Annotated in this window: 23 protein-coding genes and 1 other RNA gene; 6 read left to right on the forward strand and 18 right to left on the reverse strand. The window is 65.5% G+C overall.

Features of this window, described 5'->3' with window-relative positions; all coding sequences use genetic code 11:
- Positions 1-231 (forward strand): hypothetical protein (locus F9K20_RS18675; RefSeq protein WP_291005487.1); only part of this gene is annotated, 231 nt, incomplete at its 5' end.
- 13 nt (positions 232-244) lie between these two features.
- On the opposite strand, the gene pssA is transcribed toward F9K20_RS18675, so the two are convergent.
- The 9 genes from pssA to F9K20_RS18720 form a co-directional block, all read right to left on the reverse strand.
- Positions 245-1,180 (reverse strand): CDP-diacylglycerol--serine O-phosphatidyltransferase, encoded by a 936-nt coding sequence (pssA, locus tag F9K20_RS18680; protein WP_291005490.1) that lies wholly within the window; start codon positions 1,178-1,180, stop codon positions 245-247.
- A 2-nt stretch (positions 1,181-1,182) separates the two neighbouring features.
- The gene (locus F9K20_RS18685; RefSeq protein WP_291005493.1) at positions 1,183-1,896 is read right to left on the reverse strand and encodes a phosphatidylserine decarboxylase; all 714 of its coding nucleotides are present in this window, start codon (positions 1,894-1,896) and stop codon (positions 1,183-1,185) included.
- 73 nt (positions 1,897-1,969) lie between these two features.
- Positions 1,970-3,454 (reverse strand): Do family serine endopeptidase, encoded by a 1,485-nt coding sequence (locus F9K20_RS18690; RefSeq protein WP_291005496.1) that lies wholly within the window; start codon positions 3,452-3,454, stop codon positions 1,970-1,972.
- A 144-nt stretch (positions 3,455-3,598) separates the two neighbouring features.
- Positions 3,599-3,784, reverse strand: a complete 186-nt coding sequence (locus tag F9K20_RS18695) for a DUF2065 domain-containing protein (RefSeq protein WP_291005499.1) — start codon at positions 3,782-3,784, stop codon at positions 3,599-3,601.
- Positions 3,781-4,683: a protease modulator HflC gene (gene hflC / locus F9K20_RS18700; RefSeq protein WP_291005502.1), complete on the reverse strand. Its 903-nt coding sequence runs from the start codon at positions 4,681-4,683 to the stop codon at positions 3,781-3,783. Before hflC ends, F9K20_RS18695 begins: the two co-directional genes overlap by 4 nt.
- A 2-nt stretch (positions 4,684-4,685) precedes the next feature.
- On the reverse strand, positions 4,686-5,804 hold the full coding sequence (gene hflK / locus F9K20_RS18705; protein ID WP_291005505.1) for an FtsH protease activity modulator HflK: 1,119 nt from the start codon (positions 5,802-5,804) through the stop codon (positions 4,686-4,688).
- 195 nt (positions 5,805-5,999) lie between these two features.
- Positions 6,000-6,509 (reverse strand): dihydrofolate reductase, encoded by a 510-nt coding sequence (locus F9K20_RS18710; RefSeq protein ID WP_291005508.1) that lies wholly within the window; start codon positions 6,507-6,509, stop codon positions 6,000-6,002.
- A gap of 141 nt (positions 6,510-6,650) precedes the next feature.
- A complete protein-coding gene (locus F9K20_RS18715; protein ID WP_291005511.1) occupies positions 6,651-7,445 on the reverse strand; it encodes a thymidylate synthase in 795 nt (264 codons plus the stop codon).
- 46 nt (positions 7,446-7,491) lie between these two features.
- Positions 7,492-8,295 carry a CPBP family intramembrane glutamic endopeptidase gene (locus tag F9K20_RS18720; RefSeq protein WP_291005514.1) on the reverse strand — a complete coding sequence of 268 codons (804 nt, stop codon included), beginning with the start codon at positions 8,293-8,295 and terminating at the stop codon, positions 7,492-7,494.
- Between the two features lie 172 nt (positions 8,296-8,467).
- Between F9K20_RS18720 and ssrA the strand changes: the two genes are divergently transcribed.
- The 3 genes from ssrA to F9K20_RS18735 all read left to right on the forward strand — a co-directional run bounded on the left by ssrA (position 8,468) and on the right by F9K20_RS18735 (position 10,313).
- Positions 8,468-8,879, forward strand: a transfer-messenger RNA (tmRNA) gene (gene ssrA, locus F9K20_RS18725).
- Between the two features lie 61 nt (positions 8,880-8,940).
- Positions 8,941-9,630 (forward strand): SspB family protein, encoded by a 690-nt coding sequence (locus F9K20_RS18730; protein WP_291005517.1) that lies wholly within the window; start codon positions 8,941-8,943, stop codon positions 9,628-9,630.
- A 245-nt stretch (positions 9,631-9,875) separates the two neighbouring features.
- A complete protein-coding gene (locus tag F9K20_RS18735) occupies positions 9,876-10,313 on the forward strand; it encodes a hypothetical protein (RefSeq protein ID WP_291005520.1) in 438 nt (145 codons plus the stop codon).
- Between the two features lie 113 nt (positions 10,314-10,426).
- Here F9K20_RS18735 and F9K20_RS18740 read toward each other — a convergent pair whose 3' ends face one another.
- The 6 genes from F9K20_RS18740 to F9K20_RS18765 all read right to left on the reverse strand — a co-directional run bounded on the left by F9K20_RS18740 (position 10,427) and on the right by F9K20_RS18765 (position 15,390).
- Entirely contained in the window at positions 10,427-12,607 is a 2,181-nt protein-coding gene (locus tag F9K20_RS18740) for a xanthine dehydrogenase family protein molybdopterin-binding subunit (RefSeq protein ID WP_291005523.1), read from the reverse strand.
- Positions 12,608-12,618: 11 nt separating this feature from the next.
- Positions 12,619-13,083, reverse strand: a complete 465-nt coding sequence (locus F9K20_RS18745) for a (2Fe-2S)-binding protein (RefSeq protein ID WP_291005526.1) — start codon at positions 13,081-13,083, stop codon at positions 12,619-12,621.
- Positions 13,084-13,200: 117 nt separating this feature from the next.
- Positions 13,201-13,545 carry a helix-turn-helix transcriptional regulator gene (locus F9K20_RS18750; protein ID WP_291005529.1) on the reverse strand — a complete coding sequence of 115 codons (345 nt, stop codon included), beginning with the start codon at positions 13,543-13,545 and terminating at the stop codon, positions 13,201-13,203.
- Positions 13,526-13,978 carry an SRPBCC family protein gene (locus tag F9K20_RS18755; protein ID WP_291005533.1) on the reverse strand — a complete coding sequence of 151 codons (453 nt, stop codon included), beginning with the start codon at positions 13,976-13,978 and terminating at the stop codon, positions 13,526-13,528. The genes F9K20_RS18750 and F9K20_RS18755 overlap by 20 nt, the downstream gene beginning before the upstream one ends.
- A gap of 72 nt (positions 13,979-14,050) precedes the next feature.
- Entirely contained in the window at positions 14,051-14,710 is a 660-nt protein-coding gene (locus F9K20_RS18760) for a glutathione S-transferase family protein (RefSeq protein WP_291005536.1), read from the reverse strand.
- A gap of 32 nt (positions 14,711-14,742) precedes the next feature.
- A complete protein-coding gene (locus F9K20_RS18765; RefSeq protein WP_291005539.1) occupies positions 14,743-15,390 on the reverse strand; it encodes a dihydrofolate reductase family protein in 648 nt (215 codons plus the stop codon).
- 97 nt (positions 15,391-15,487) lie between these two features.
- Between F9K20_RS18765 and F9K20_RS18770 the strand changes: the two genes are divergently transcribed.
- Positions 15,488-16,003: a helix-turn-helix domain-containing protein gene (locus F9K20_RS18770; protein ID WP_291005542.1), complete on the forward strand. Its 516-nt coding sequence runs from the start codon at positions 15,488-15,490 to the stop codon at positions 16,001-16,003.
- A 448-nt stretch (positions 16,004-16,451) separates the two neighbouring features.
- Here F9K20_RS18770 and F9K20_RS18775 read toward each other — a convergent pair whose 3' ends face one another.
- A complete protein-coding gene (locus F9K20_RS18775; protein WP_291005545.1) occupies positions 16,452-17,360 on the reverse strand; it encodes an alpha/beta hydrolase in 909 nt (302 codons plus the stop codon).
- A gap of 95 nt (positions 17,361-17,455) precedes the next feature.
- A complete protein-coding gene (locus F9K20_RS18780) occupies positions 17,456-19,276 on the reverse strand; it encodes an EAL domain-containing protein (protein ID WP_291005547.1) in 1,821 nt (606 codons plus the stop codon).
- A 737-nt stretch (positions 19,277-20,013) separates the two neighbouring features.
- Here F9K20_RS18780 and F9K20_RS18785 point away from each other — a divergent pair.
- On the forward strand, positions 20,014-20,961 hold the full coding sequence (locus F9K20_RS18785; RefSeq protein ID WP_291005550.1) for a GGDEF domain-containing response regulator: 948 nt from the start codon (positions 20,014-20,016) through the stop codon (positions 20,959-20,961).
- A 39-nt stretch (positions 20,962-21,000) separates the two neighbouring features.
- Here the strand turns inward: F9K20_RS18785 and F9K20_RS18790 are convergent, their stop codons facing one another.
- Positions 21,001-22,812, reverse strand: coding sequence for a carbamoyltransferase C-terminal domain-containing protein (locus F9K20_RS18790; protein ID WP_291005552.1), 1,812 nt, complete (start codon positions 22,810-22,812; stop codon positions 21,001-21,003).
- Between the last annotated feature and the right edge of the window lie 91 nt (positions 22,813-22,903).

A 22,903-nucleotide genomic window follows, 5' to 3' on the forward strand; every position in this document is an offset into this window, starting at 1 on the left:
GGCGCGCGGCCTGTCCCGCAACCGGCACCCGGCGGCTATGGCACCGGGCGCCCACTGCCCCAGCAGCCCGCGCGCCCGACGGCCGGCTTGCGCAAGGACGCTGGCCTACAAGGCACCTCGGCGCGCGCTGCAGACCCTCTTCCGCAAGACGGCGCGGGCGAGGAGAGGGACGTGCCGGGATCGGCGCTGAAGTCGCTGCGCGACCGGCTCATCCAGCGTCAACAACGCTGAGCTCACACTTGCGCTAGCGCGGCGGCTCGCTCGCGCGGATGGCGACGACGCGGCGCGGTCCGCTCTCCCCCTCCTCGGCGGCCGGCGTCGGCGCCGCGGCCAGCATCTGAGTAAAGCGGCGCCAGCTGATGGGGATTGTCGCCAGATAGACGAGGCACGCGCCGGTGAGCGTGCCGAACGGATAGGTGACCAGCAGTGCTACGAACCCAATGGCGAGCATGAACAGCGGCAGCACGTATTCGCGCGAGATGCGCTCGCCCAAGAGCTTGCCGGAGAAGGTCGGGATCGTCGACACCATCAGGAACGCGATGGCGAGCGTGTAGAGGAGCACGAGATCGAGCATGAACGGCGAGGAGCGGATGGCCCCAAAACCTAGATGCTCGATGTAGACGGGCAGCAGCACGACGATCGCCGCCGCCGGCGTCGGCATGCCGCTGAAGTAGGCGGTCTGCCACTTCGGCTTGTCCTCGTCGATCGCCACGTTGAAGCGCGCCAGACGCAGGGCCGAAGCGAGCGCGAAGATCATCACGACGATCCAGCCGAGGCTTTTCAGGTCGCCCAGGCCCCAGGTGAAGATCAGGAAGGCCGGCGCCACACCGAAATTGACGAAGTCGGCCAGGCTGTCGAGCTCGGCGCCGAAGCGCGAGGAGGCTTTGAGCAGGCGCGCGACGCGTCCATCGACACCGTCGAGCAGGGCCGCGAAAACGATGGCCGCCAGCGCCAGCTCGTAGCGCCCCTCGATGGACATGCGGATCGACGTGAGTCCGGCGCACAGCCCCAGCAGCGTGAAGAAGTTCGGCACCAGCATGCGCACCGGCACACGCTGGTGACGGAACATGGGTGTGCGCCGCCGACGGCGCGTCTCGCGCTCCAGTCTAGGAAGGATCGGATCCATGCCGAGTGCCTTCTGCTCCCGATAGCCTATACGCCAATGCCTCGCCTTGACCATCGTCAGCTCCGCCGCGCCACACGCTCTGGTTCCGCCGACTGCAGGTCCGCCAGCACCGTCTCTCCGGCGGTGGCGATCTGGCCGACGGCGACCAGGGCATGCTTGCCCGGCGGCAGGTAGACGTCGACGCGCGAGCCGAAACGGATGAGCCCGATCCGCTCGCCGACGCCCACACTATCACCCTCGTGCACGAACGGCACGATGCGCCGCGCCACCAAGCCGGCGATCTGCACGACGCCGATTTCCGTGCCGTCCGTCTTCTGGATGATCATCACCCGGCGCTCGTTCTCTTCGCTCGCCTTATCGAGAGCAGCGTTAAGAAATGCTCCCGGAACGTAAATAGAGCGCACCAGGCGCCCCGAAACGGGCGCCCGCGTAATGTGAACGTCGAGCACGCTGAGGAAGGTCGAGATGCGCACGCGCTGCTCGGGGCCAAGGCCCATTTCGGCCGGCGGCTGCACGCTTTCGATGGCCGCGATGCGCCCGTCGGCGGGCGCGATGATCAGCCCCTCGCGCAGCGGTGTCACGCGGTCCGGGTCGCGGAAGAAATACGCGATGTAGAGCGCCGCGATCACGCACACCCAGGCGAGCGGCGGCCAGAGCAGGAAGAAGACCAGCGCCAGGCCGGCGGCGATGGCGATGAACTTGTGTCCATCGCGGTTAACCGGCGCGAGGCTGTCGATGATGGTGTCGACGATGCCGTGGCGGTTCGACACGTGCAGCTCCTTCGATGGTTTGACATGGGGTGCAGCGCGCGCTGCGACTGCAGTTGGCGACCGTTGTTGCCTCTTATTCCACGGGAACCGAGACGAACCTGTGGCCACCCTTGGCGTCTTCCACCTCGAGCATCATCGATTTGCGGCTGCTCTTCTTGACGGCCTCGATGCGCCGCGTGACGTCCTGCGGGCCGGCGACCGGCTCGTTCGCCGCCTGCACGATGACGTCGCCGGGCTTGATGCTCGCGGCGGCCGGACTCTTCGGATCGACGGCGTCGACGAGCGCGCCTTTGACGCCGGCATCGAAGCCGTACTTGGAGCGCAGCGCGTCGGTGAGCGCCGATAGCTTGAGTCCAAGAACCTCCGTCTCGGCAGCGGCAGGCTTGTCGTTGCCCGCGAGCACCTTCTCGTCGTCCTCCGACAGGCGCCCGACGGTGATCTGCAACGTCTTGCGCTCGCCTTTGCGCAGCACGTCAACCGGCACCATCTTGTCGATGGGCGCGCGCGCCACGAGGCGCGGCAGGCTGCGCATGCTCGTCACATCCTCGTTGTCGAACCGCATGATGACGTCGCCGGCCTGAACGCCGCCCTTGGCGGCGGGGCCGTCCGGGGTAATGGCGGCAACGAGAGCGCCGCTGTTCTCCGGAATGCCTAGCGCGCTGGCGATCTCCTCGGAAACCGACTGGATCTTCACGCCCAGCCAGCCGCGGCGCACCTCGTGATATTGGCTCAATTGCTGCACGACCGGCGCTACCGTATCGGCCGGCACCGCAAATCCGATGCCGATCGACCCGCCGGTCGGCGAGATGATGGCCGTGTTCACGCCCACGACCTCGCCGTCCATGTTGAACAGCGGGCCGCCTGAGTTGCCCTTGTTGATCGAGGCATCCGTCTGCAGGTAGTCGTCGTAGGGCCCCGAGTTGATGTTGCGCGCCTTGGCCGAGATGATGCCCACGGTGACGCTGCCGCCGAGCCCGAACGGATTGCCGATGGCCATCACCCAGTCGCCGACGCGGATCGTCGCCGAGGAACCGAACTTCACCGCCTTCAACGGCGCCTTGGGCGTCACCTTCAGCAGTGCGATGTCGGTCTTGGTGTCCTTGCCGAGCACCTCCGCCTTGAGCTTAGAGCCGTCGTGCAAGTTGACCTGAATCTCCTCTGCACCATCGATCACGTGGTTGTTGGTGACGATGATGCCTTCCTTGCCGTCGACGATGAATCCCGAGCCGAGCGAGGACACCATGCGGTCCGGGGCCGAGCGGCCGTCGCGGTTGTCGAAGAACTCATCGAAATATTCGTGATAGGGCGAGCCCTTGGGAACGCTCGGCAGCGGCAGGCCCTGCGGCCCCTTGATCGCCTGGCTGGTCGAGATGTTGACAACCGCCTCGATCAGCTCCTCGGCGACCGGGGCGACCGACTGCGGCCCGCGCGTCTGCGCCGCCGCGCCCGGCGTGCAGGCCAGTGCGCCCCACACCAAAGCGAGCGACAGCAGCCCGAGCCGCCGAAGTGCTACGGGGGTGCCGCACGCCCACCGGCCGCGCGCCTTCCTCACTTGCATTGTTCACTTCTCCTGTCGGCCGGGGCCCGGCCCACACCCGCACGCGCCTCGTTTCTCCGCGACTGATACCGAGCGGTCGCGGCAAGTGGATGGCAAGCCGCGGCAGCTGTCAACGCGGCCCAAGCACCTCTGAACCGGCGCCTTTCAACCGCGGATCAACCAGACTAGGACAAGTCCCACGAGAACCGAGCTCCAGCCGGCGATGCGCAGGCTGTTTTGCGGCACCGATGCGGCAGCTTCCAGCAGGCGCGTGGCGAGATGCGGAACGAGGGCCCAAAGCAGGCCCTCGATCACCAGGACGAGCCCGATGCCGACGACGAGATCGCTCATTGCCGCGGCGGTTGTCCCGAAGCCGGCGGCGGTGACTTGCCGTGCGGGTCGGTGAAGTACTTGAAGAAGTCGCTGTCGGGTGTGATCAGCAGCCGCGTGTCGGCAGATTTGAGGCCGTGCTCGTAGGCCTGCATCGAGCGGTAGAACTCGAAGAACTCCGGGTCGCGATTGTAGGCCTCGGCGTAGATCTTGTTGCGCTCGGCGTCGCCGGTACCGCGCAGCTCCTCGCCCTTGCGGGTGGCTTCGGCGCGGATGACGGTGGCTTCGCGGTCGGCGGTGGCCTTGATGCGGTTGGCCTCGGCGGCGCCCTGGGCGCGGAACTCGGCCGCCTCGCGCTGGCGCTCGGCACGCATGCGCTCGAACACGCTCTTGGAGTTCTGCTCCGGCAGATCGGCGCGCTTGATGCGCACGTCGACCACCTCGAGGCCGAATTCGTTGCCCTCCTGGTTCACCTGGGAAAGGATGCGCTTCATCAGCTCCTCGCGCCTGTCGCGCACCACGTCCTGGAAGGTGGCGGCGCCGAGCACGCGCCGCATCGCCGAATCGACGATCGGGCCAAGGCGCGAGCGCACGCCCTCCTCATAGCGCAGCGTCTGGTAGAACTTCAGCGGATCGACGATGCGATAGCGGGCGAAGCTGTCGACCACCAGACGCTTCTGGTCGGAGGCGGTGACCTCCTGCGGCTGGCTGTCAAGATCGAGGATGCGCTTGTCGTAGATCTCCACGGAATCGACGAGCGGCACCTTCCAGTTGAGGCCCGGAGACGTGACGACGCGCTTGGGCTCGCCGAAGCGCAGCACGAGCGCCTGCTCGTTCTGATGCACGATGAATGCCGAGGCATAGACCGCCACGGCAGCGAGGCCGACGCAAATGATGAGCAATGCGAGGAACGCGCGCATGATCAGTTGCCCTCCTCGGTGGTAGCCGGCGTGCGGCTCTGCAGTCTATCGAGCGGGAGGTACGGCACGACGCCGGACCCGGCGCCCTTGCTGTCGAGAATGATCTTGTCGGTGCCGCCCAGCACCCGCTCCATGGTTTCGATGAACATGCGCCGGCGTGTCACCTCGGGTGCGTTCTTGTACTGATCATAGACCTGCAGGAAGCGCGACGTCTGACCCGTGGCGTCGTTGACGACCTGCTGCTTGTAGCCCTCCGCGCCCTGCAAAATGCGCTCGGCTTCGCCCCGTGCCTCAGGCACCACCTTGTTGAAGTAGGCGTAGGCCTCGTTCTGCAGGCGCTCCATGTCGGCGCGCGCCGCCTGCACGTCGCGGAAGGCGTCGATCACCTCGGCCGGGGGATCGACCTTCTGCAACTGCACCTGATCGATCTGGATGCCGGCGCGGTAGCTATCGAGCGTCCGCTGCATCAGCGCCTGCACCGCTTCCTCGGTCTTCTGGCGCTCCTGCGTGAGGATTGGCTGGATCTTGGACTGGCCGACCACCTCGCGCATGGCGCTCTCGGCGACCTCTTTGACGGTGGTGTCCGGGTTCTGGATGTTGAACAGGTACTGCTCCGCGTCCTTGATGCGCCAGAAGACGACGAAGTCGATGTCGACGATGTTCTCGTCGCCGGTCAGCATCAGGCTCTCGGCGCGCTCGTCGCGCATGCCGGCATTGAGACGTCCGGCGGTCGAGCGCACGCCCACCTCGATGATGTTCTGGCGCGTGACCTTGGGTAGCCGCACCTCGTCGATCGGGTACGGAAGGCGGAAGTGCAGGCCGGGAGGGTACTTCTCCACGAACTTGCCGAAACGCATCAATACGCCGAGCTCGTCCGGGTTAACCCGGAAGGTGAACGCCTGCCAGGCGATGACGGCGCAGGCGATGACGGCGACGAGAAACAGCAGCGGGCCGGGGATGCCGCCGCCGTGCATGACCTGCTTGACCTTGTCCTGGCCTCTTTTCAGCATCTCCTCGAGGTCGGGGGGTTGCCCGCCGCTCGGTCCCTGTCCCCACGGACCTCCGCCGTTGCCGCCGCCGCTCTTCCAGCCGCCGCCGCCACTCTGATTGTTCCAGGGCATTATAGAGGTCCTTCAATCCTTTAGGGGGTAACGCCAAGGCCGGCGGCACGTGGGCTGTCCGGGGAATCCGTTCCCTTATCCTCGGCGGGAAGGTTGGCGTGCTCGCTTATAGGACAGGGTGTCCCTGCAGCGCAAACGCGCGATGTACATTTGGTGGGCGCAGGGCCGGTTCAAGCACCGGCCGAGCGTCGAAATTCAGGCGCGGCGGCGGTACAGCACGACAAGCGTGGCGGCATAATCGTCGCTGGGACCGCGCGGCAGCGCCTCGCGCGAGACTTCCTGCCATTGGCTCCAGTCGACGGCGGGGAACGTTGCATCTCCCGCCGGATTGCCGTGGACCTCCGTCTTGTAGATGCGGTCGGCGACGGGCAGCGCCGCTGCGAACACCGCCGTGCCCCCGACCACGGCGATCTCGCCGACGCCGCGTTCCTTCGCGCATGCCTGGGCGATGGTGAGGGCCGCGGCAAAGTCGTTGGCGGTGATGGCCCCTTGCGGCTGGTAGTCCGTGTTGCCCGTCACCACGATGTTGTCGCGGCCGTCGAGCGGCTTCTTCAACGATTGAAACGTGCGCCGTCCCATGATCAGCGGCTTGCCCATGGTGAGGCGGCGGAACGTCTTGAGGTCGGAGGAGATGCGCCACGGCAGGCCGCCGTCGCGGCCGATGACGCCGTTGTCGGCAACCGCGACGACAATGGAGATGATCATCTGTCGCTCAGCCCTTCCGTGCCCAGCTGGCGCGCCTCCCCTCAATCCCGCGCAGGCCGGAACCCACGCAAGCTTCCGCAGGCTCTCCTGGCAGAAGCCAAGTAGGACGCCGCAACGTGTAAGGTCCCCTGCTCAACTCTGTCACACCGCGACGGGGGCGGCGATGTGCGGGTGCGGCTCGTAGCCGACGAGCTTGAAGTCATCGTACTTGAACTTGAAGATCGATTTCACCGCCGGGTCGATCTCCATGCGCGGCAGGGCGCGCGGCGTGCGCCGCAACTGCTCGTCCGCCTGTTTAAGATGATTGAGGTAGAGGTGCGCGTCGCCGAAGGTGTGCACGAACTCGCCCGGTTTAAGGCCCGTCACCTGCGCCATCATCATGGTCAGCAGCGCGTAGCTAGCGATGTTGAACGGCACGCCAAGGAACACGTCGGCCGAGCGCTGGTAGAGCTGGCAGGACAGCCGCCCCTCGGCGACGTAGAACTGGAACAGGCAATGGCACGGCGCCAGCGCCATGTCCGGGATATCCGCCGGGTTCCACGCCGACACGATCATGCGCCGACTGTCGGGGTTGGTCTTTAGAGTTTCGATAATCTCGGTGATCTGGTCGATCATGCCTCCATCGGGCGCCGCCCAGGAGCGCCACTGCCTCCCATAGACCGGCCCGAGATTGCCGTTCTCGTCCGCCCACTCGTCCCAGATGGTGACGCCGTTGGCCTTCAAGTAAGCGGTGTTGGTGTCGCCGGCGAGGAACCAGATGAGCTCGTGGATGATAGACTTCACGTGCAGCTTCTTGGTGGTCACCAGCGGGAAGCCGTCGGCGAGGTCGAAGCGCATCTGGTGCCCGAACACGGACAGCGTGCCTGTGCCGGTGCGGTCCGCCTTACGGACGCCGTGATCGCGCACGCGGCGCATCAGATCGAGATACTGCTGCATGGCGTGAATATAGGACGATTCCGCACCGCTGCTTAATGGCGATGGCTCATACGGGCGACGGCAGCGTAACGAAGTACAGCACCACTCCGACCGCCGTGTTGTAGACCGCGTGGCAGAAGATGGTCACCCACACGCTCCCCGTGCGCACCAGGAGCCAGGAGAAATAAAGGCCGATGGCCAGCACTTCGATGAGGCCGAACACCGAATAGCCGAAGTGCAGCGCCGTCCAAAGAACGGCGGTCAGCACGCCGGTGCCGGCGACGCCCAGGCGGGACTTGGCCAACCCCGAAAACAGAAAGCCGCGAAACAGCAGCTCTTCGGACAGCGGCGCGCCGAGGCCGATGACGAGCAGCGCCATCAGGGCTGCATCGCCTTGCAGCAGCTCCTTGAACACCCGTAGATCACCGATCACGACCTCCGGCCGCCACCACAGCAGCAGCGCCGTCCACGCGCCCGTCAGGGCGAACATGGGGATCAGCGCCAACCCCAGGACGCGCCAGCCCCCGCGCGGTGGGCGCAGCGCCAACGTTTCGGCGCGATTGGAGGAGAAGAAGCCCGCGGCAACGATGGTGAGCACGATGAGCCCAACCTGCAGGCCGGCCAACCAGGCGGTGACGACCTGCAGCGGCGCCTGCGGAGACGTCGCTTCCACGCCCCCTTGCGCGAGCAGCGCCGAAACGACGATCGAAACCGCCAAGCCGACAACGGCAGAGATGGCAAAGATGGCAACGCCGGCCGGCAGCACCGCCCACGTCGGCCAGCCGGTGCGCGGCACGTAGGCTGGGCCTAGCTCGGTCGTGCTTGCTTCGATCGATGGAACTGTCAGCTTGCGGCTCCCGTGCAGCGCCACTTCCAATGCGTCCGGCGCGCGCCAATCGTCTCCGCCCTATAGCACGGCCGCCGCCGCGCGCATCCGAGCCAAATTCTCGCGCACACCATGGCGCGGCATCGATTGCCGGCATGATTACCGGATGCTTGCGCGCATCCATCCTCGGCATGTCTGCACATGTCGCGGGTGCGACAGGCTTTTTTTCTGCCGCGTCTGCCTCTATATTCACCTAGCCGGATTCGTCCGGCTATGGCGATAAACGCGGTCGTAATAAGCCGATCGGACCCGGGGGCAGTACCCGGCGCCTCCACCAAATGCCGCCGACAAGAGCACGTTGCGTCGGATGGGCACGTAGGATCAGTCGCGGGTCATACCGCGGCGGCATCTGATGGGGGCGAACTAGGATCGACGAAGGTGTAAAGGGCTTAGCTTTCGCTCGGCATGGTTCCGCCGTCATCGGGCCATTCAGAATAGTTGCCAATGACAACTATGCTGAGGCTGCTCTCGCTGCGTAACGCAGTGCGAAAAGCCTGAACTTGAAGCCCTTGCCCCTAGCCGGGTAAGGCGCGGTCCGGAGGGCACCGGGCAACAGAAGCCCTCCAACTCTACCTCGAGCCGAGCACGTCTTCGGCTCGAGAGTGACCGGGGACCAAATAAGCGAGACCGATGCCGGCCGAGCCGACGATCGACTACGAGGCCTTAGCTCAGGACGCCATGCGCGGCGTCGTGCGCACGGTTCTCACGCAGGCGGCCAAATCCGGCTTGCCGGGCGACCACCATTTCTACATCTCGTTCGATACCGCCGCCTCCGGCGTCGTCCTCTCCAAGCGGCTGAAGGACAAATATCCCTCCGAGATGACGATCGTGCTGCAACACCGCTTCTGGGACCTGTCCGTGTCGGAAGCCGGCTTCGAGGTGAAGCTGACTTTCGACGGCATTCCCGAGCGTCTCGTCGTTCCTTTCGCCGCCATCCGCGTGTTCTTCGATCCCTCGGTGCGCTACGGCCTGCAGTTCGAGGACCCGAATGCGGAGCCGGACTCCGGCGATAGCATGGGCCAGCGCTTTGCCAGTCGCGCCGGCGAGCGCGCCAACGGGCGGGCAACGCTGCGCTCGACGGCGCCGAAAAAGCCGCGCGTGCCGCGCAAGGCAAAGAACGAGCAAGCCACGCCTGCGCCAGCCGAGCCGCAGCCGAGCCGCGCTGCGGCCCCGCCGGTGCCACCTCCGGCACAGCTGAAGCCGCAGGCCCCGTCGCCGACGCCGCTTCAACCCGTCGCCGCCAAGGCCGCCGACGACAAGCCGAAGCAGGACAACGGCGGCGCGCAGATCGTCCGCCTCGACGCCTTCCGCAAGAAATAGAATTCGCCCACGTGGGGCCGCAGACGGTCGCGACGGCGGCGTCGATCTTGGCGTCGAGCCGGCGGCCGATTGGCTGAACTGCAAACAAAGATAACCCTGGAAGCGTGTAACGAATCCGCAAGCCCGCATTCTGCGGGCCTCCCTGCGCATTACGCGCAATTGTATCTATCTCTTGCGCGTGTAACCGAGGCGGACCGAGCCGCGTACCTGCGGGCACCAGGAAACGAACCCACAGGAGAACCGCCATGAACAAGCCTATCTTTGCCGCTCTCGCCCTCGCGCTCGCTGCTACCGTTGCCGCAGGCCCGGTCTACGCCGGCGTAGACGAAGGCAGCCTCTCCGACAAAGTGATGCAGGATGCGCCGGGAACGAAGGGCGGCACCACCGCCAATCCGACTGCCATCCCCGAGACCGGCAGCGCGACGCAAAAAGGCGATGCAGGATCTGCCGGGCACCAAGGGTGGCAGAACGGCCAATCCGACCGGTGTGCCGCAGAGCGGCGCCCTCACACAGAAGGCAATGGGGGATCATCCGGGCACCAGATAGCTCGCGAATTCGCGGCGCTCTTTCGCCAGCCAACTTGTCCGGCGGTGCGCGATCCTCACCACCGGACAAGTCGGCGCGTGAGCGGTGCAATGCACTCGGCACCGCGCAATGTTCCCGATGTGACATCGCGCAAATGAGCTAGCATGCCAAGCATCGACTCGACGGGCAAGTAGCCTGCCGCCATCATCGCAACCTCAATGATGAACCCGGCAGCGCAACAGATGCGCTGCCGGCTTCCCGCAATTGTGCTTCACGTCGAGCGTAGCAGCGAAGCGTTGATCGGCAGCTTGCGCACGCGCACGCCCGTAGCCGCATAGACGGCGTTCAGCACCGCTGGAGCCAGCGCCGATGTGCCCGGCTCGCCGATACCGCCCGGCGCTTCCGAGCTGTTGACGATCTCGACCTCGATCTTCGGAACCTCATCGATGCGCAAGATCCGGTAGTTGTCGAAGTTCGATTGCTCGACGCGGCCATCTTTGAGCGTGATCTCGCCCCACAGCACCGCCGTGATGCCGAAGATGATGCCGCTCTGCAGCTGCGCCTCGACCGTATTGGGGTTGACCACCGTCCCGCAGTCGACGGCCGCCACGACACGATCGACGTGCACCTCGCCGTTGTCGGCGACGCTCACCTCGGCAACCTCGGCGAGGTACATGCCGAAGGCGTTGAGCAGCGCGATGCCGCGCCCCTTGCGCGGGCCAAGCGGCGTGCCCCATCCCGAGAGCGCAGCGGCGCGCTCGATAACGTGGCGCGCGCGCCGGCTCTTGGCCGCAAGCTCGAGCCGGAACGCGACTGGATCCTTCTTCGCCGCCGTGGCGAGCTCGTCGATGAAGCTTTCCACCACGTAGGCATTGCGGGTGGGGCCAACGCCGCGCCAGAATGCCGTCGGAATTCCGGGCGGCTCCTCGCGCACATAATCGACGAAGAAGTTGGGGATGTCGTAGGCGAGCTCCACGGCCCCATCGACGGCGTCGACGTCGAGACCGTCCTTGAAGGCGTCCGGCGCAAAGCGAGCCACGATCGACGAGCCGACGATGCGGTGCTTCCAGGCGACGATCTTGCCCGTTTCGTCTAGGCCGGCGCTGATGCGGTCGTAGTAGTACGGCCGGTACATGTCGTGCTGGATGTCCTCCTCGCGGCTCCAGATGACCTTCACCGGATCCTTCGACTGCTTGGCGATCAGCGCCGCCTGCAGGATGAAGTCGAACTCGAGCCGGCGGCCGAAGCCGCCGCCGAGCAGGTGATTGTGAATGCGCACCTGGTCGAGATCGAGCCCCAGCGTCTTGGCGACCACCGTCTGCGCGATCACGGGGATCTGCGTGCCAACCCAGATATCGCAGCCGCCCGGTGTCACGTGCACCGTGCAGTTGATCGGCTCCATGGTGGCGTGCGCCAGGAAAGGATTTTCGTAGACGCTCTCCACCTTCGTCGCCGCCTTGGCCAGCGCGCCCGTCGCGTCGCCCACTGATTTGCCGACGGCACCGTCGCGCTCTGCCGCTTTCGCCAGCGCCTTAACGACATTGGCGGTCGAGATCTTGGCGTACACCCCCTCCACGAACGTCGGCCTCGCCGCGGCAAGACCCTGCTTGGCCGCCCAATAGTGGTCGGCGATGAGCGAGACCGCATTGTCGAGCTTGGCCACCTGGCGCACCCCCGGCACCGCCAACGCCGCCGCCTCGTCGACGGTGGCGAGCGTGCCGCCGAACACCGGCGAAGCGGCAACCGCTGCAACCTTCATGCCCGGCACCTGGGCGTCGATGCCGTACTTGGCCGCACCATTCACCTTGCCCGCGACGTCGAGCCGCTTCGCCGGCGTGCCGATGATGCGGAACTGGCTCGGCTCCTTGAGCGCGATGTTCGCCGGCACGGGAAGCTTCGCCGCGTCGTCGACCAGCGCGCCGTAGCCGACGCGCTGGCCGCTCTTGGCGTGCACGACCCCACCCGCCTCGGTCGTCAACTCTGCAGCATCGACGGCGAGCTTCGCCGCCGCGGCCGTGATCAGCATCTGCCGTGCCGCAGCCCCCGCCTCGCGCATCGGCTTGAAGAAGCCGCGCACCGAGGTCGAGCCGCCGGTGATCTGCGCGTTGAAGTTGGCGGGGTTGCCGTAGAGCTTGTCGTTCGCTGGGGCGTGATCGACGCCGACATCCTTCATGTCGACATCGAGCTCCTCGGCCACCAGCATCGGCAGCGCGGTGTAGGTGCCCTGGCCCATCTCGATCGACGGCGAGATGACCGTCACCTTGCCATCGCGATCGATCCGGATGAAGGCGTTGGGCGCGAACTCGCTGACCACCGTGTGACCGAGGCCCGGCTCAGCGTTCGCAACTTCCACCCAGCCGATCATCAGCCCGCCACCGAAGGCGGCTCCGGCCTGCAAGAACCGGCGCCGCGACAGAGTGCCCGCATCCATCGCCTTCATGCCTTGCACCATGGCGTGCCTCCTCACTTGCCGGCGACGGCCTTGGCCGCCTGCTTGATGGCCTCGCGGATGCGCAGGTAGGTGCCACAGCGGCAGATGTTGCCCGACATGCCCTGGTCGATGTCGGCGTCGGTCGGCTCGGGGATCATCTCGATGATCGCCGCCGCGCTCATGATCTGCCCCGACTGGCAGTAGCCGCACTGCACGACCTCGGCGTCGAGCCAGGCGTCCTGCACGGCCTTGCCAATCTTCGTCGCGCCGATGCCTTCTATGGTCGTTATTGCCCGGTCGGCGACGTCCGACACCGGCGTCAGGCAGGAGCGGCGCGGCTCGCCATCGACGTGCACCGTGCAGGCGCCGCACTGACCGATGCCGCAGCCGAATTTCGTGCCGGTCATGCCAAGCACGTCGCGGATCACCCACAAAAGCGGCATGTCATCCGCGACGGGCACGGAAACCTTGGATCCATTGACAGTGAGATTGATCATAGGGGGCTACTCCCTCGCGGGGGTTGGCTCACGCGAGTATAGCGTCGCCGCGCGCGAACGGAACGCGCATGGAGACGTCGCATTTTTATTACATGTGCCAGCTAAATGAGCAGCAGCCTAATCTTCGGCGAAGGCCTTGAGGCGCGCCAGCGCGTCGTCCCACTGCCGCGAGATGCGCTCCAAATACGCGCGCGCATCCTCGATCGGCGCCGGCTTCAGCTCGAACAGCGCCTCGCGTCCCGCGCGCACGCTGCGCACCACCCCCGCATGCTCTAGCACACGCAGGTGCTTGGTCACCGCCTGCCGCGTCAGCTGCGTGCCCTCGGTAAGGCGCGCGATCGACTGCGGCTCGCCGCTCAGCAGCTTGCCGACTACGCCGAGCCGAGTCTCATCGCCCAGCGCGGCGAACACGGTGGCGCGCGTCTTCAGCGACGCAAGCTTGCTAGGCCGCTTGTCGGACATGGCGCTCGATATTCCCCATTTGCGCTTGCCAGCCGCCTTCGTTCATGCGGAAAGCCTCATCGCGCCGGTGTGCCGGAATCTTGTCGAACCCGCTTTCCACCACCCGCAGCAGCGTGCCGCCCTTGGTCGGCTCCAGCGTGAACTCTACCAGCGTCGGCGTCTCGTCGGCATAATCGACTTTAGGGTCGACGGCATAGGGATGCCAGGTGAAGGAGAACAGGCGCTCCGGCTGCATCCTCTGCACCATGACTTCCATCGTCACGTGCTCGTAGCCCGGATGCGTAATCCGGCCGCGCGACGCCTGCCCTGGCACGAACGGCCCTTCGAGCCGCACGCGAAACCACGCCCCGAACTCAAGATGGTCGGTGAGCGCCTTCCACACCCGCGCCACCGGCGCCTTGATCTCGATGGTCTTTTCGATGCGATCGCTCATGCGCAACCTCCTGGTTGCGCATAGTCATAGCGACAAGCGCCGCGTCATGCAACCATTTTGTTGCTCTTTTTTCTAGTCGCGGTCGGGTGCACCGAGCGGGAAGAGTGGGCGATAGGGCCGCGCCTCGTCGACGGCGCGGGCGAACGACGGGCGGGCCAGCAGCCGCGTGCGGTAGGCGCGCAGCACGGGATAAGCGTCCGGGATCTGGTGAGTCCAGTCGGCATAGAACAGCGAGGGCGCCGCCGCGCAGTCGGCCAGCGTGAAGTCCGCACCGGCGCCCCAGGTCCTGCCGGCAAGCTCCCCTTCGAGCCAGGCGTAGGCGCGCTCCAGCTTTTCCCTGGCGATGACCAGTCCTTCCTCGCTCTTCACCGGGACCCGACCCAGCGCACTGTCGACCGCAATCTGCATCGCTTCCATCACGTGCAGATCGAAGAAGCGGTCGAGAAAGCGCACGTCCAGCGCGGCCATCGGATCCACGGGCAAGAGGCGCACCGGCCCGGGATGCTTAAGCTGCAGGTATTCGATGATGATGCTGGTCTCGACGACCTGCCGCTCGCCATCGAGCAGCAGCGGAAACTTGCGCAACGGCCAGCGCCGCAGCCACTCGGTGACGTGCTGCGGCGTATCCGGCCCGATGCAGCGGAACTCGAAGGGCATGTCGTTCTCGTACAGCGCGATGAGCACTTTCTGCGTGTACGACGAGAATGGATGACCGTAGAGCGCTATTGCCATGGTTTCCCTCTTGGCGCGTACCCGCGCCGCGATCAGTTGCTCTTTTGCAGAACGACGTGAGTGACGCCCGGCGTCGTGACGTGCTCCGCGACGCGGTAGCCGAGCTTCGGTAGGTCGAGGGCGGCGAGCAGGTGCTCTCCCGAGCCCAGCAGCACCGGCGCCACGGCAACGTGCATCTCATCGATCAAGCCTGCCGATAGGTACTGGCGAATGGTGCTGACCCCGCCGCCGAGGCGTACGTCTTTGCCGTCTGCGGCTTCGACGGCGCGTTGCAGGGCCGCCTCGATGCCGTCGGTGACGAAATGAAACGTCGTACCGCCTTCCATGGTGATGGGCGCGCGTGGATGATGGGTAAGCACGAACACCGGCGTGTGATAGGGCGGGTTGTCACCCCACCAGCCTTTCCAACTCTCGTCCGGCCATGCGCCGCGCACCGGGCCGAACATGTTGCGCCCGAGGATCCAGGCTCCGACGTTGTCGAATCCCCGTTCGATGAAGTCGTTGTCGACGCCAGTCGACCCCCTGTCGTTGCCGAGCATCTTTTGGAAGGCGCGCGTCGCAAAGGCCCAACCGTGCAGCGACATGCCGCCGACACCGAGCGGGTTGCCGAGGCTTTGATCAGGCCCGGCCCCGTAACCGTCGATGGATACGGTGAAATTGTGGATGCGAAGCTTGCCCATGCACGCCACCTCCTCACTGCTTTCATTTTGCAACCAGTTGTCCTCTACCCTAACCGCTCTTACTTTGCAAGCAGTGGCGATTCGAAAGACACAAACGTTGGAAAGCACGCAACGTTCCGGCTGCCCAATCAACCTCACGCTCGAGACGCTGGGCGACCGCTGGAGCCTCATCGTCATCCGCGACATCATGTTCGGCAACCGCCGGCACTTCCGCGAGCTCTTGCAGCGCTCCGAGGAGGGCATCGCCTCCAACGTACTGGCCGACCGCTTGAAGCGTCTCGTCGAGGCGGGGCTGCTCACCAAGCGCGACGACCCGACCCACAAACAGAAGGCGATCTACTCCCTAGCCGAGCCGGCCATCGCGCTCGTGCCGCTGCTCGCCCACATGGGCGCCTGGGGCTGCCGCTACATGCCCGTCTCCGAGGAGCTGTCGATCCGCGCGCAGCTGCTCGCCGACGGCGGCCCGCGCCTGTGGGAAGCTTTCATGAAGGAGCTGCGTGCGCTGCATCTCGGCGCCCCGGCGCCACGCCGCTCCGTGCTCGCCGAGCTGCGCTCGGCCTACGAAGCTGTGGTCGCCAAGCGGCAGATCTCCGCGCGTCGCGCGACTCGGTGAGCCGCGAGCGGCGCGGGCTTGATCCATGTCAGCGACAACCGGCGATGTGCCGCTCGAGCGGATGGACGCGAACGACGAGCGCTACTGCTCGTCGACGGCGACAGAATTAAGAGCTACAACAATGTCACGGCCATCAACGGGCGACGCATGCCTGACATGAGCGAGCCATCTACCGCGCCTCCTTGCACGCCCGCCCGGCGACGTCGCCGCGCGCTGGGTCGGGCAAGAGCTTGCCATCGCGCTGGCGGCCACCACCGCACCCGGCGCCGGCCGTTTTGCCGGGCAATCGCATACGGCAGCGGGATGTTCAGCCTCTGCCCCTTGCCGCAACCACTGCAGCAGCGGCACCATCAGCATCGGCCGCGCCGGCTGCCACACGCGCTGCGCCGCGGTGCGCATCGATCGGACAACCTGCGCGGACGCCGGTCAGGACGGGGCAGGATGTCGTTCAGCCGCTTGTTCCGGAAAGAAAACGCTGCATCGACGCCAGCACTTGTTCAGCGCTCTCCTCGCATACGAAATGCCCGCCGGGCACCGCGTGGCCTTCGACGCTACTGGCCCATGCGGACCAAGTCGTCAGCGGCTCACCCCTGGCGACGCTGAACTCCTCGCTCCAAACGATAAGCAGGGGAGCCGCGATCTTGCGCACGCCGCGGTCGGCCTCATCGTGGGCGCGATCGACGCTCCACCCGGCGCGATAGTCCTCGCAACTCGCATGGATCGACGCGGGAGCGCGGAAGCAGGCGACGTAGTCGACCATGCTCGCGGCCTCGAATATGAAGCCTTGGCCAGCCCAACTGCGCATCACGGTACGCAAGAAAAGCTCGGGATCGCCGCCGATCAGCGTCTCGGGCAACGGCTGCGGCTGCGCTAGGAAGTACCAGTGGTACATCGCCATGGCACGCTCGGCGCTGGCGCGCGCCCATACCTCGGCCGTCGGCAGGATGTCGAGCAGGACGAGGGCGCGCACCGCATCGGGGTGATCGAGCGCCAAGCGGTAGGCGACGCGCCCCCCGCGGTCGTGCCCGGCGACGGCGAAGCGGTCGAAACCCAGCGCACGCATCGTGGCGATCTGATCACGGGCCATGACGCGCTTCGAATAGAGCTCGTGAGCCGCATCGCCCGGCGGCTTGTCGGAACGGCCGTAGCCGCGCAGGTCCGGCACCACGACGGTAAATTGCCGGGCCAGCGCGGGGGCGAGGGCGCGCCACATCACGCGCGTCTGCGGATACCCATGCAGGAGGAGCAGCGGCGGCCCGGACCCGCCGACGAGCGCATCGATCATAACGCCGTCGCCAGTCAGGGGGCGGCGCGTAAAGCCCTCGATCAGTCCTTCGGGCAGGGCGGCAGGCGGCATGTGGCTACGGCTGATCTCGCTGCGCAGACGAGCCTACAGGATGCGAGCGGCGCCCGTCACGCCGAATGCGGCCATCCCATGGCACGGAGCTGAGCCTAACGCGCCGCCGCCATCCCCTGTGGATGCTGCGTCAACAGATCCTCCACGTCACGGGCCGGAACAGGCTCACTGAAGTAGAAACCCTGCACCTCGTCGCAACCGGCCTTCAGCGCCGTAGCGACTTGATCGGCGGTCTCGACGCCTTCGGCGACCGTCTTCATCTCGAGCTGATGGGCAAGCCCGGTGACGGCATTGATGATCGCCACGCAATCCTCGCGCTCGGGATGATTGACTTCGCGAACGAACGTTCGGTCGATCTTGATCTTGTCGAAGGGGAAGCTGCGCAGGTAGCTGAGCGAGGCATACGCGGTGCCAAAGTCGTCGAGCGCGATGCTGATGCCGAGGTTGTGGAGCTTGTGCAGCGTTTCATTGGTGCAGAAGTCGTCGCGCAACAACAAGCCCTCGGTGATCTCCAGCTCGAGACGCCGGGCCGGGAGTCCAGAGCGTTCGAGCGCTTCGGCCACCACGAGGTGCAAATCGCCGCGCTCGAATTGTAGGGGCGACAGATTGACCGTCACCTTGACGTCGCGGCTCCAGCGCGCTGCCTCGCGGCAAGCCTCCTTGAGGGCCCAGGCGCCCATCTCCACGATGAGGCCGGTCGCCTCGGCGATGGGAATGAAGTCGCTCGGACCGATCATGCCGAGCACCGGGTGGTGCCAGCGCATCAGAGCCTCGAAGCCGGCGATCTCCTGCGTGCGCGCATCGTAGATGGGCTGGTAATAGAGCTCGAGCTCGCCCCTGTCGACGGCGCCCCTGAGGTCGAGCTCCAGCGACCGGCGCCGTCCCCCTTCCTCCGCCGTGCCGCCGCAGTACACGCGATAGACGCCGCGCCCCGATGCCTTGGCCTCGTACAGGGCGATGTCCGCCTGCTTTATGAGCTCCTCGGCGTCGCTGCCATGCTCGGGCGCCAGCGAGATGCCGATGCTCGCCCCGACGTTGACCGAGTGTCCGAGGATGTAATGCGGCTGCGTGATGGTGCGGATGACGCGGTTTGCAAGATGCGCCGCCTGCTCCGCCGTTTTCGCCCCGCGCTGAATGATCGAGAATTCGTCGCCACCAACGCGCGCCACGATATCGGGGCCGCGCAGAACTTCGCGCAGGCGTCGCGCCACGCTCTTCAGCAGCGCATCCCCCACCGGATGGCCGAGCGTGTCGTTCACCTCCTTGAAGCGGTCGAGGTCGATGGCGTGCAATGCAAAGCCATCATCGGGGCCCAGCGCCGCAAGCGTCTCGTTGAGTTGCTCGCGGAAGTGGAAGCGGTTGGCGAGCTCGGTCAGGGTATCGTGCCGCGCCAGCCAGGAGATCTTGTGCTCCGCCTCGCACTTTTCGGTAATGTCCTCGAGCAAATCGACCCAGCCGCCATCCGGCAAAGGCTGATTGCTGACGAGGATCGTACGCCCATCCTGCAGATGACGCGTGCTGGAGAAGGACTTGCCGAGCGCCATCTCCGCCACGTGCGCCGCAATCCATTTCTTCTGACCTGCCATCTCCTCGGGCCCATCGCGACCACTCTCGTGCTTCACGTGATAGCGGACGATATCGGCGAATGGCGTACCGGGCTGGGTCAGCGACTCGGGCAGCGAAAAGATGTCGCGATAGCGCTTGTTGCAGACGATCAGCCGCTGATCGGCATCGAACATCGAGAGGCCGCGGCCCATATTGTTGAGGGCGATCTCGAACCAACGATTGAGCTGCGCGAATTCCTTCTTTCCGCGCTTGCCGTTTCTCGCCGCCTCGAAGGCGCGCAGGCTGGGGCTGAGATCGACGCTTAGGCCCGCGCCGCTCGGCGCATACTTGCTTGGTTCTTCGGTTGCCATGGCTGACGGTTTACCCCCGGCTCGTCCGTATAGCGATGATCTGGCAACATACCGGCGACGGCTGAGAGAACCGGCAACGCGGTCGTCGCAATTAAGACGATGCCGTTAACCTCCGATCAGCACTCTCCGCGTGGTGAGTCGCCCGCTGTTCGAGGGGCACCAGGATGTGGCTCAGTGGAGCGGCTACGCTCCCGAAGCCATGCCGGTGAGCCGAAAGCCGAGGGGCGAGCGCGACGATGTCGCACCCAAGCCATCGGGCACGCTCGGACAGCCGCGCAAGCATGACGAGATCGATGCTTTCGAAAAGCGCACGTGCAAACAGCGGGGCAAGAGCTCGCCGCGACGAAACCCGACAAGAGGTCACCTCCCATGCCCCGATGGATAGTATCTTCGGCGCTTCTCCGCGCGCGAGTGTCCGTTGTCGCGAGCACAAGCGGTGCGCCTCATGTGCCACTGCGAGAGCGCGGCTGCAATCACTTACGGCTGCTCACGCAGTGTCGGCACGTTGACCGCCTCACAACTTGCGATTGACGGCGCCGCGACAATGCTCGGCGAGCTCACAACTCGTTCATCGCATGGCAATGACGTTCGCAAATTTCGCACTGGCGACGGGAACGATCGGCAGGCACGTTGACCGGGGTCAAGTACGCGACGGTCCGCACCCGTCCTAATCTCGACTCGTAAACCAGCGCCGCGCAGCGGTGCTCGTGGCAACATCAAAGTGGACGAGTCGAGCAATGGGGGTGCCTACCCATCTAAGCGATCGAGCTGAGTGCGGCCAGACCAAGATACTCCTCATCGAGGACTCCGCCAGCGACGCGCAGCTCATTCGGCTGCTGCTGAGATCCGAGTTCGCCGTCACGACGGCCTCGCGGCTGAGCCGCGGGCTGACGCATCTGCGCCGCGAGCAGTTTGATCTCGTGCTCATCGACCTGTCGCTTCCAGACGCCGACGCAATCGACGCCATCGGCCAAGTGCAGCGCACGCTTGCCAGCGTACCAATCGTGGCGCTCAGCAGCGTCGACGACGAGCAGCTCGCCCTGCGGGCACTGCGCGAAGGAGCGCAAGATTGGCTCGTCAAGGCGCAGATGGACCGGTCCCTTCTCTTGCGCGTCATCCGCTATGCACAAGAGCGTCACCGGCTGCTAGCGGCGCTGCAAAGCCTTGCCCTCACCGACACGCTGACGGGCCTCTATAACCGGCGCGGGTTCATAACCGTCGCCGAAGAGCAGCTGAAGCTGGCGCGGAGATCGGGGTACAGCCTGGCGCTGGCCTTCGTCGATCTCGACGGCATGAAGCGCATCAACGACGAATTGGGACACGAGTTCGGCGATCAGGCGCTCGTCGCCACGGCACAGATATTGCGCTCGACATTCCGCGCCTCCGACGTCATCGCGCGCCTCGGCGGCGACGAGTTCATTGTCCTCGCCATCGCCGCCGGACCGGCGGTCAGCAACCGCATTCGCAGGCAGCTCCTGCAGTCGCTGGCCGAGCACAACCGCGTTCCAGGGGCGGTGCCGCTGTCGTTCAGCGTCGGCTTTTCCTATTATCATCCGGCCACCGACGGCGGCGAAGCCGGCATCGAGGAGCTGATGGTCGAGGCTGACAAGCAGATGTACATCGAGAAGCAGTCGAGTCGCGCCAGCCGTACGTTCCAGGAAAAGGCCGCCGCGCTGTCGAGCTAAGAGCGTCGGCGCAGATGCACCGCACCGCGGCGACGGCGCCTAATCAGCCTCCAGGCCGGTCCGAACCATCGTCGACACTTCGGAATACATTCCGACGATGGGAGATATCACCGTGTGCAGGGCATTCTTCGTGATCAGCGTGTCGTTGACGACGAGCTGGTCGATGCCGGTGGACAGGAAGCAGTCGACCGCATCGCGCGGCGTTTCGACGATGGGCTCGCCCTTCACGTTGAACGAGGTATTGACCAGCACGGGAACGCCGGTCAGCGCCTCGAACTCGAGAAGCAGCCGATAGAGCCGCTCGTTGGTATCGCGCCGCACCGTTTGCACACGTGCCGTTCCGTCGACGTGCACGACGGCGGGTATACTGGCTTGCCATGCGGGACGAACCCGCATGGCCACGAGCATGAACGGCGACTCCTCGTCCCCCTCGAAGATCTCGAACGCGCGCTCCGCGAGCACGATCGGGGCAAAGGGACGGAATGCCTGCCGATGCTTGACGCGCTTGTTCAGCTTGTCCTTCATCGCCACGGAGCGCGGATCGGCCAGGATGCTGCGATTGCCCAATGCGCGCGGCCCGAATTCCGAGCGGCCTTGGAACCAGCCCAAGACGTTCCCTTCCGCCAGCAGCCGTGCCGCCTCGGCGCATACATCTTCGCTCAGGCTGGACTTCGTTTCGATGCGCGCCAAAGGTGCACGCAGCGCAGCGTCGAGATCGTCCTGGCCATACGCCTTGCCGAGATGCGCGTGCCTCATCACGAACGAGCGCGGCTGCTTCCGAATGGCTAAATGGCCGTAATAGGCACAGCCGATGGCGATTCCGTCATCGCCGGCGGCCGGTTGAATCCATACGTTGTCGAACCCAGCCTCCCGCACGATGCGGCCATTGGCGACGCAATTTAGTCCCACGCCTCCGGCTACGACGAGGTTCTTGGCGCCGGTCGTCTCGCGCAGCCAGCGGGCGCGCTCGAGCAGCACCGTCTCGGTGTCGTGCTGCACCCGCCACGCCATGTCCTCCCAATGAGCCTTGTTGGGACTCTCCTCCCACTCCTTGTCCACGTCCGGCAGCCATAGCTTGTCGAGCGCCGAGGTCCACTCGGGCACGACCAGACAGCCATCCTGCAGATGAAGCAGCGGACCAAGCCGATCAGGGCGACCGTAAGGGGCCAGCCCCATCACCTCTCCGCACTTGTTCCAGTCGCTGAAAATATAGCTCGACACCCGGCTGTAGAGAGCGCCGAGCCCGCCCATGAAGAAGAATTCGTCGCTCAGGAAGCCGCGCGCCGGCTCGAGCCACACCTTTTTCAGCGTCTCGAGCTGCGCGCCCTTGAACCGGTAATAGCTCTCGGACTCGCGCGCCAGCGGATTGACGTTCTCCGTCAGCTGGCCCGGCTCGCGCACGTCGCAAGCATAGTTGCCGACCCCGTCGACGATCATCACCACCCCCTCCTCGAAGGGGCAGGCGGCAAACGCGCTATAGGCATGCGCGAGATGATGCGAGACCGTCACCATCTTGTCCGACTTGGCACGGTAGAGCGGGCTCTTGGAGGCCTGCTCGCGCTCCTTCGTGTCCATGAACTCGGGGATGTCTTCGTAGGTGAGCCGTTCCTCCATGTCCTCGACGGGTAGCACGTAGCAGTTGCGCACGATGAGATCGACGTCCTGCAATGCAATGCCCTCGGCTTGCAGGCAATAGTCGATGACCTCCTGATAGAAGCCAGTGTCGTGCTTATCGCGCGAGATGCGCTCCTTCGCGATAGCGAAGGCGATCTCGCCGTCGCGCAACAAGCACGCGCTGACGTCATGGTCGTAGGCGTTGATGCCCAGGATGTACGTGTGCTGCTTCGCCATCGACCTTCCATCTGTGTATGCGCTGCGAATGTCACGCGTTGAGTGGAAACGGATCGTGCCGATTTCGACACGTTCGCCTTGGCACCGCCAT

Source organism: Hyphomicrobium sp. (assembly GCF_009026145.1).
Classification (GTDB): domain Bacteria; phylum Pseudomonadota; class Alphaproteobacteria; order Rhizobiales; family Hyphomicrobiaceae; genus Hyphomicrobium_A.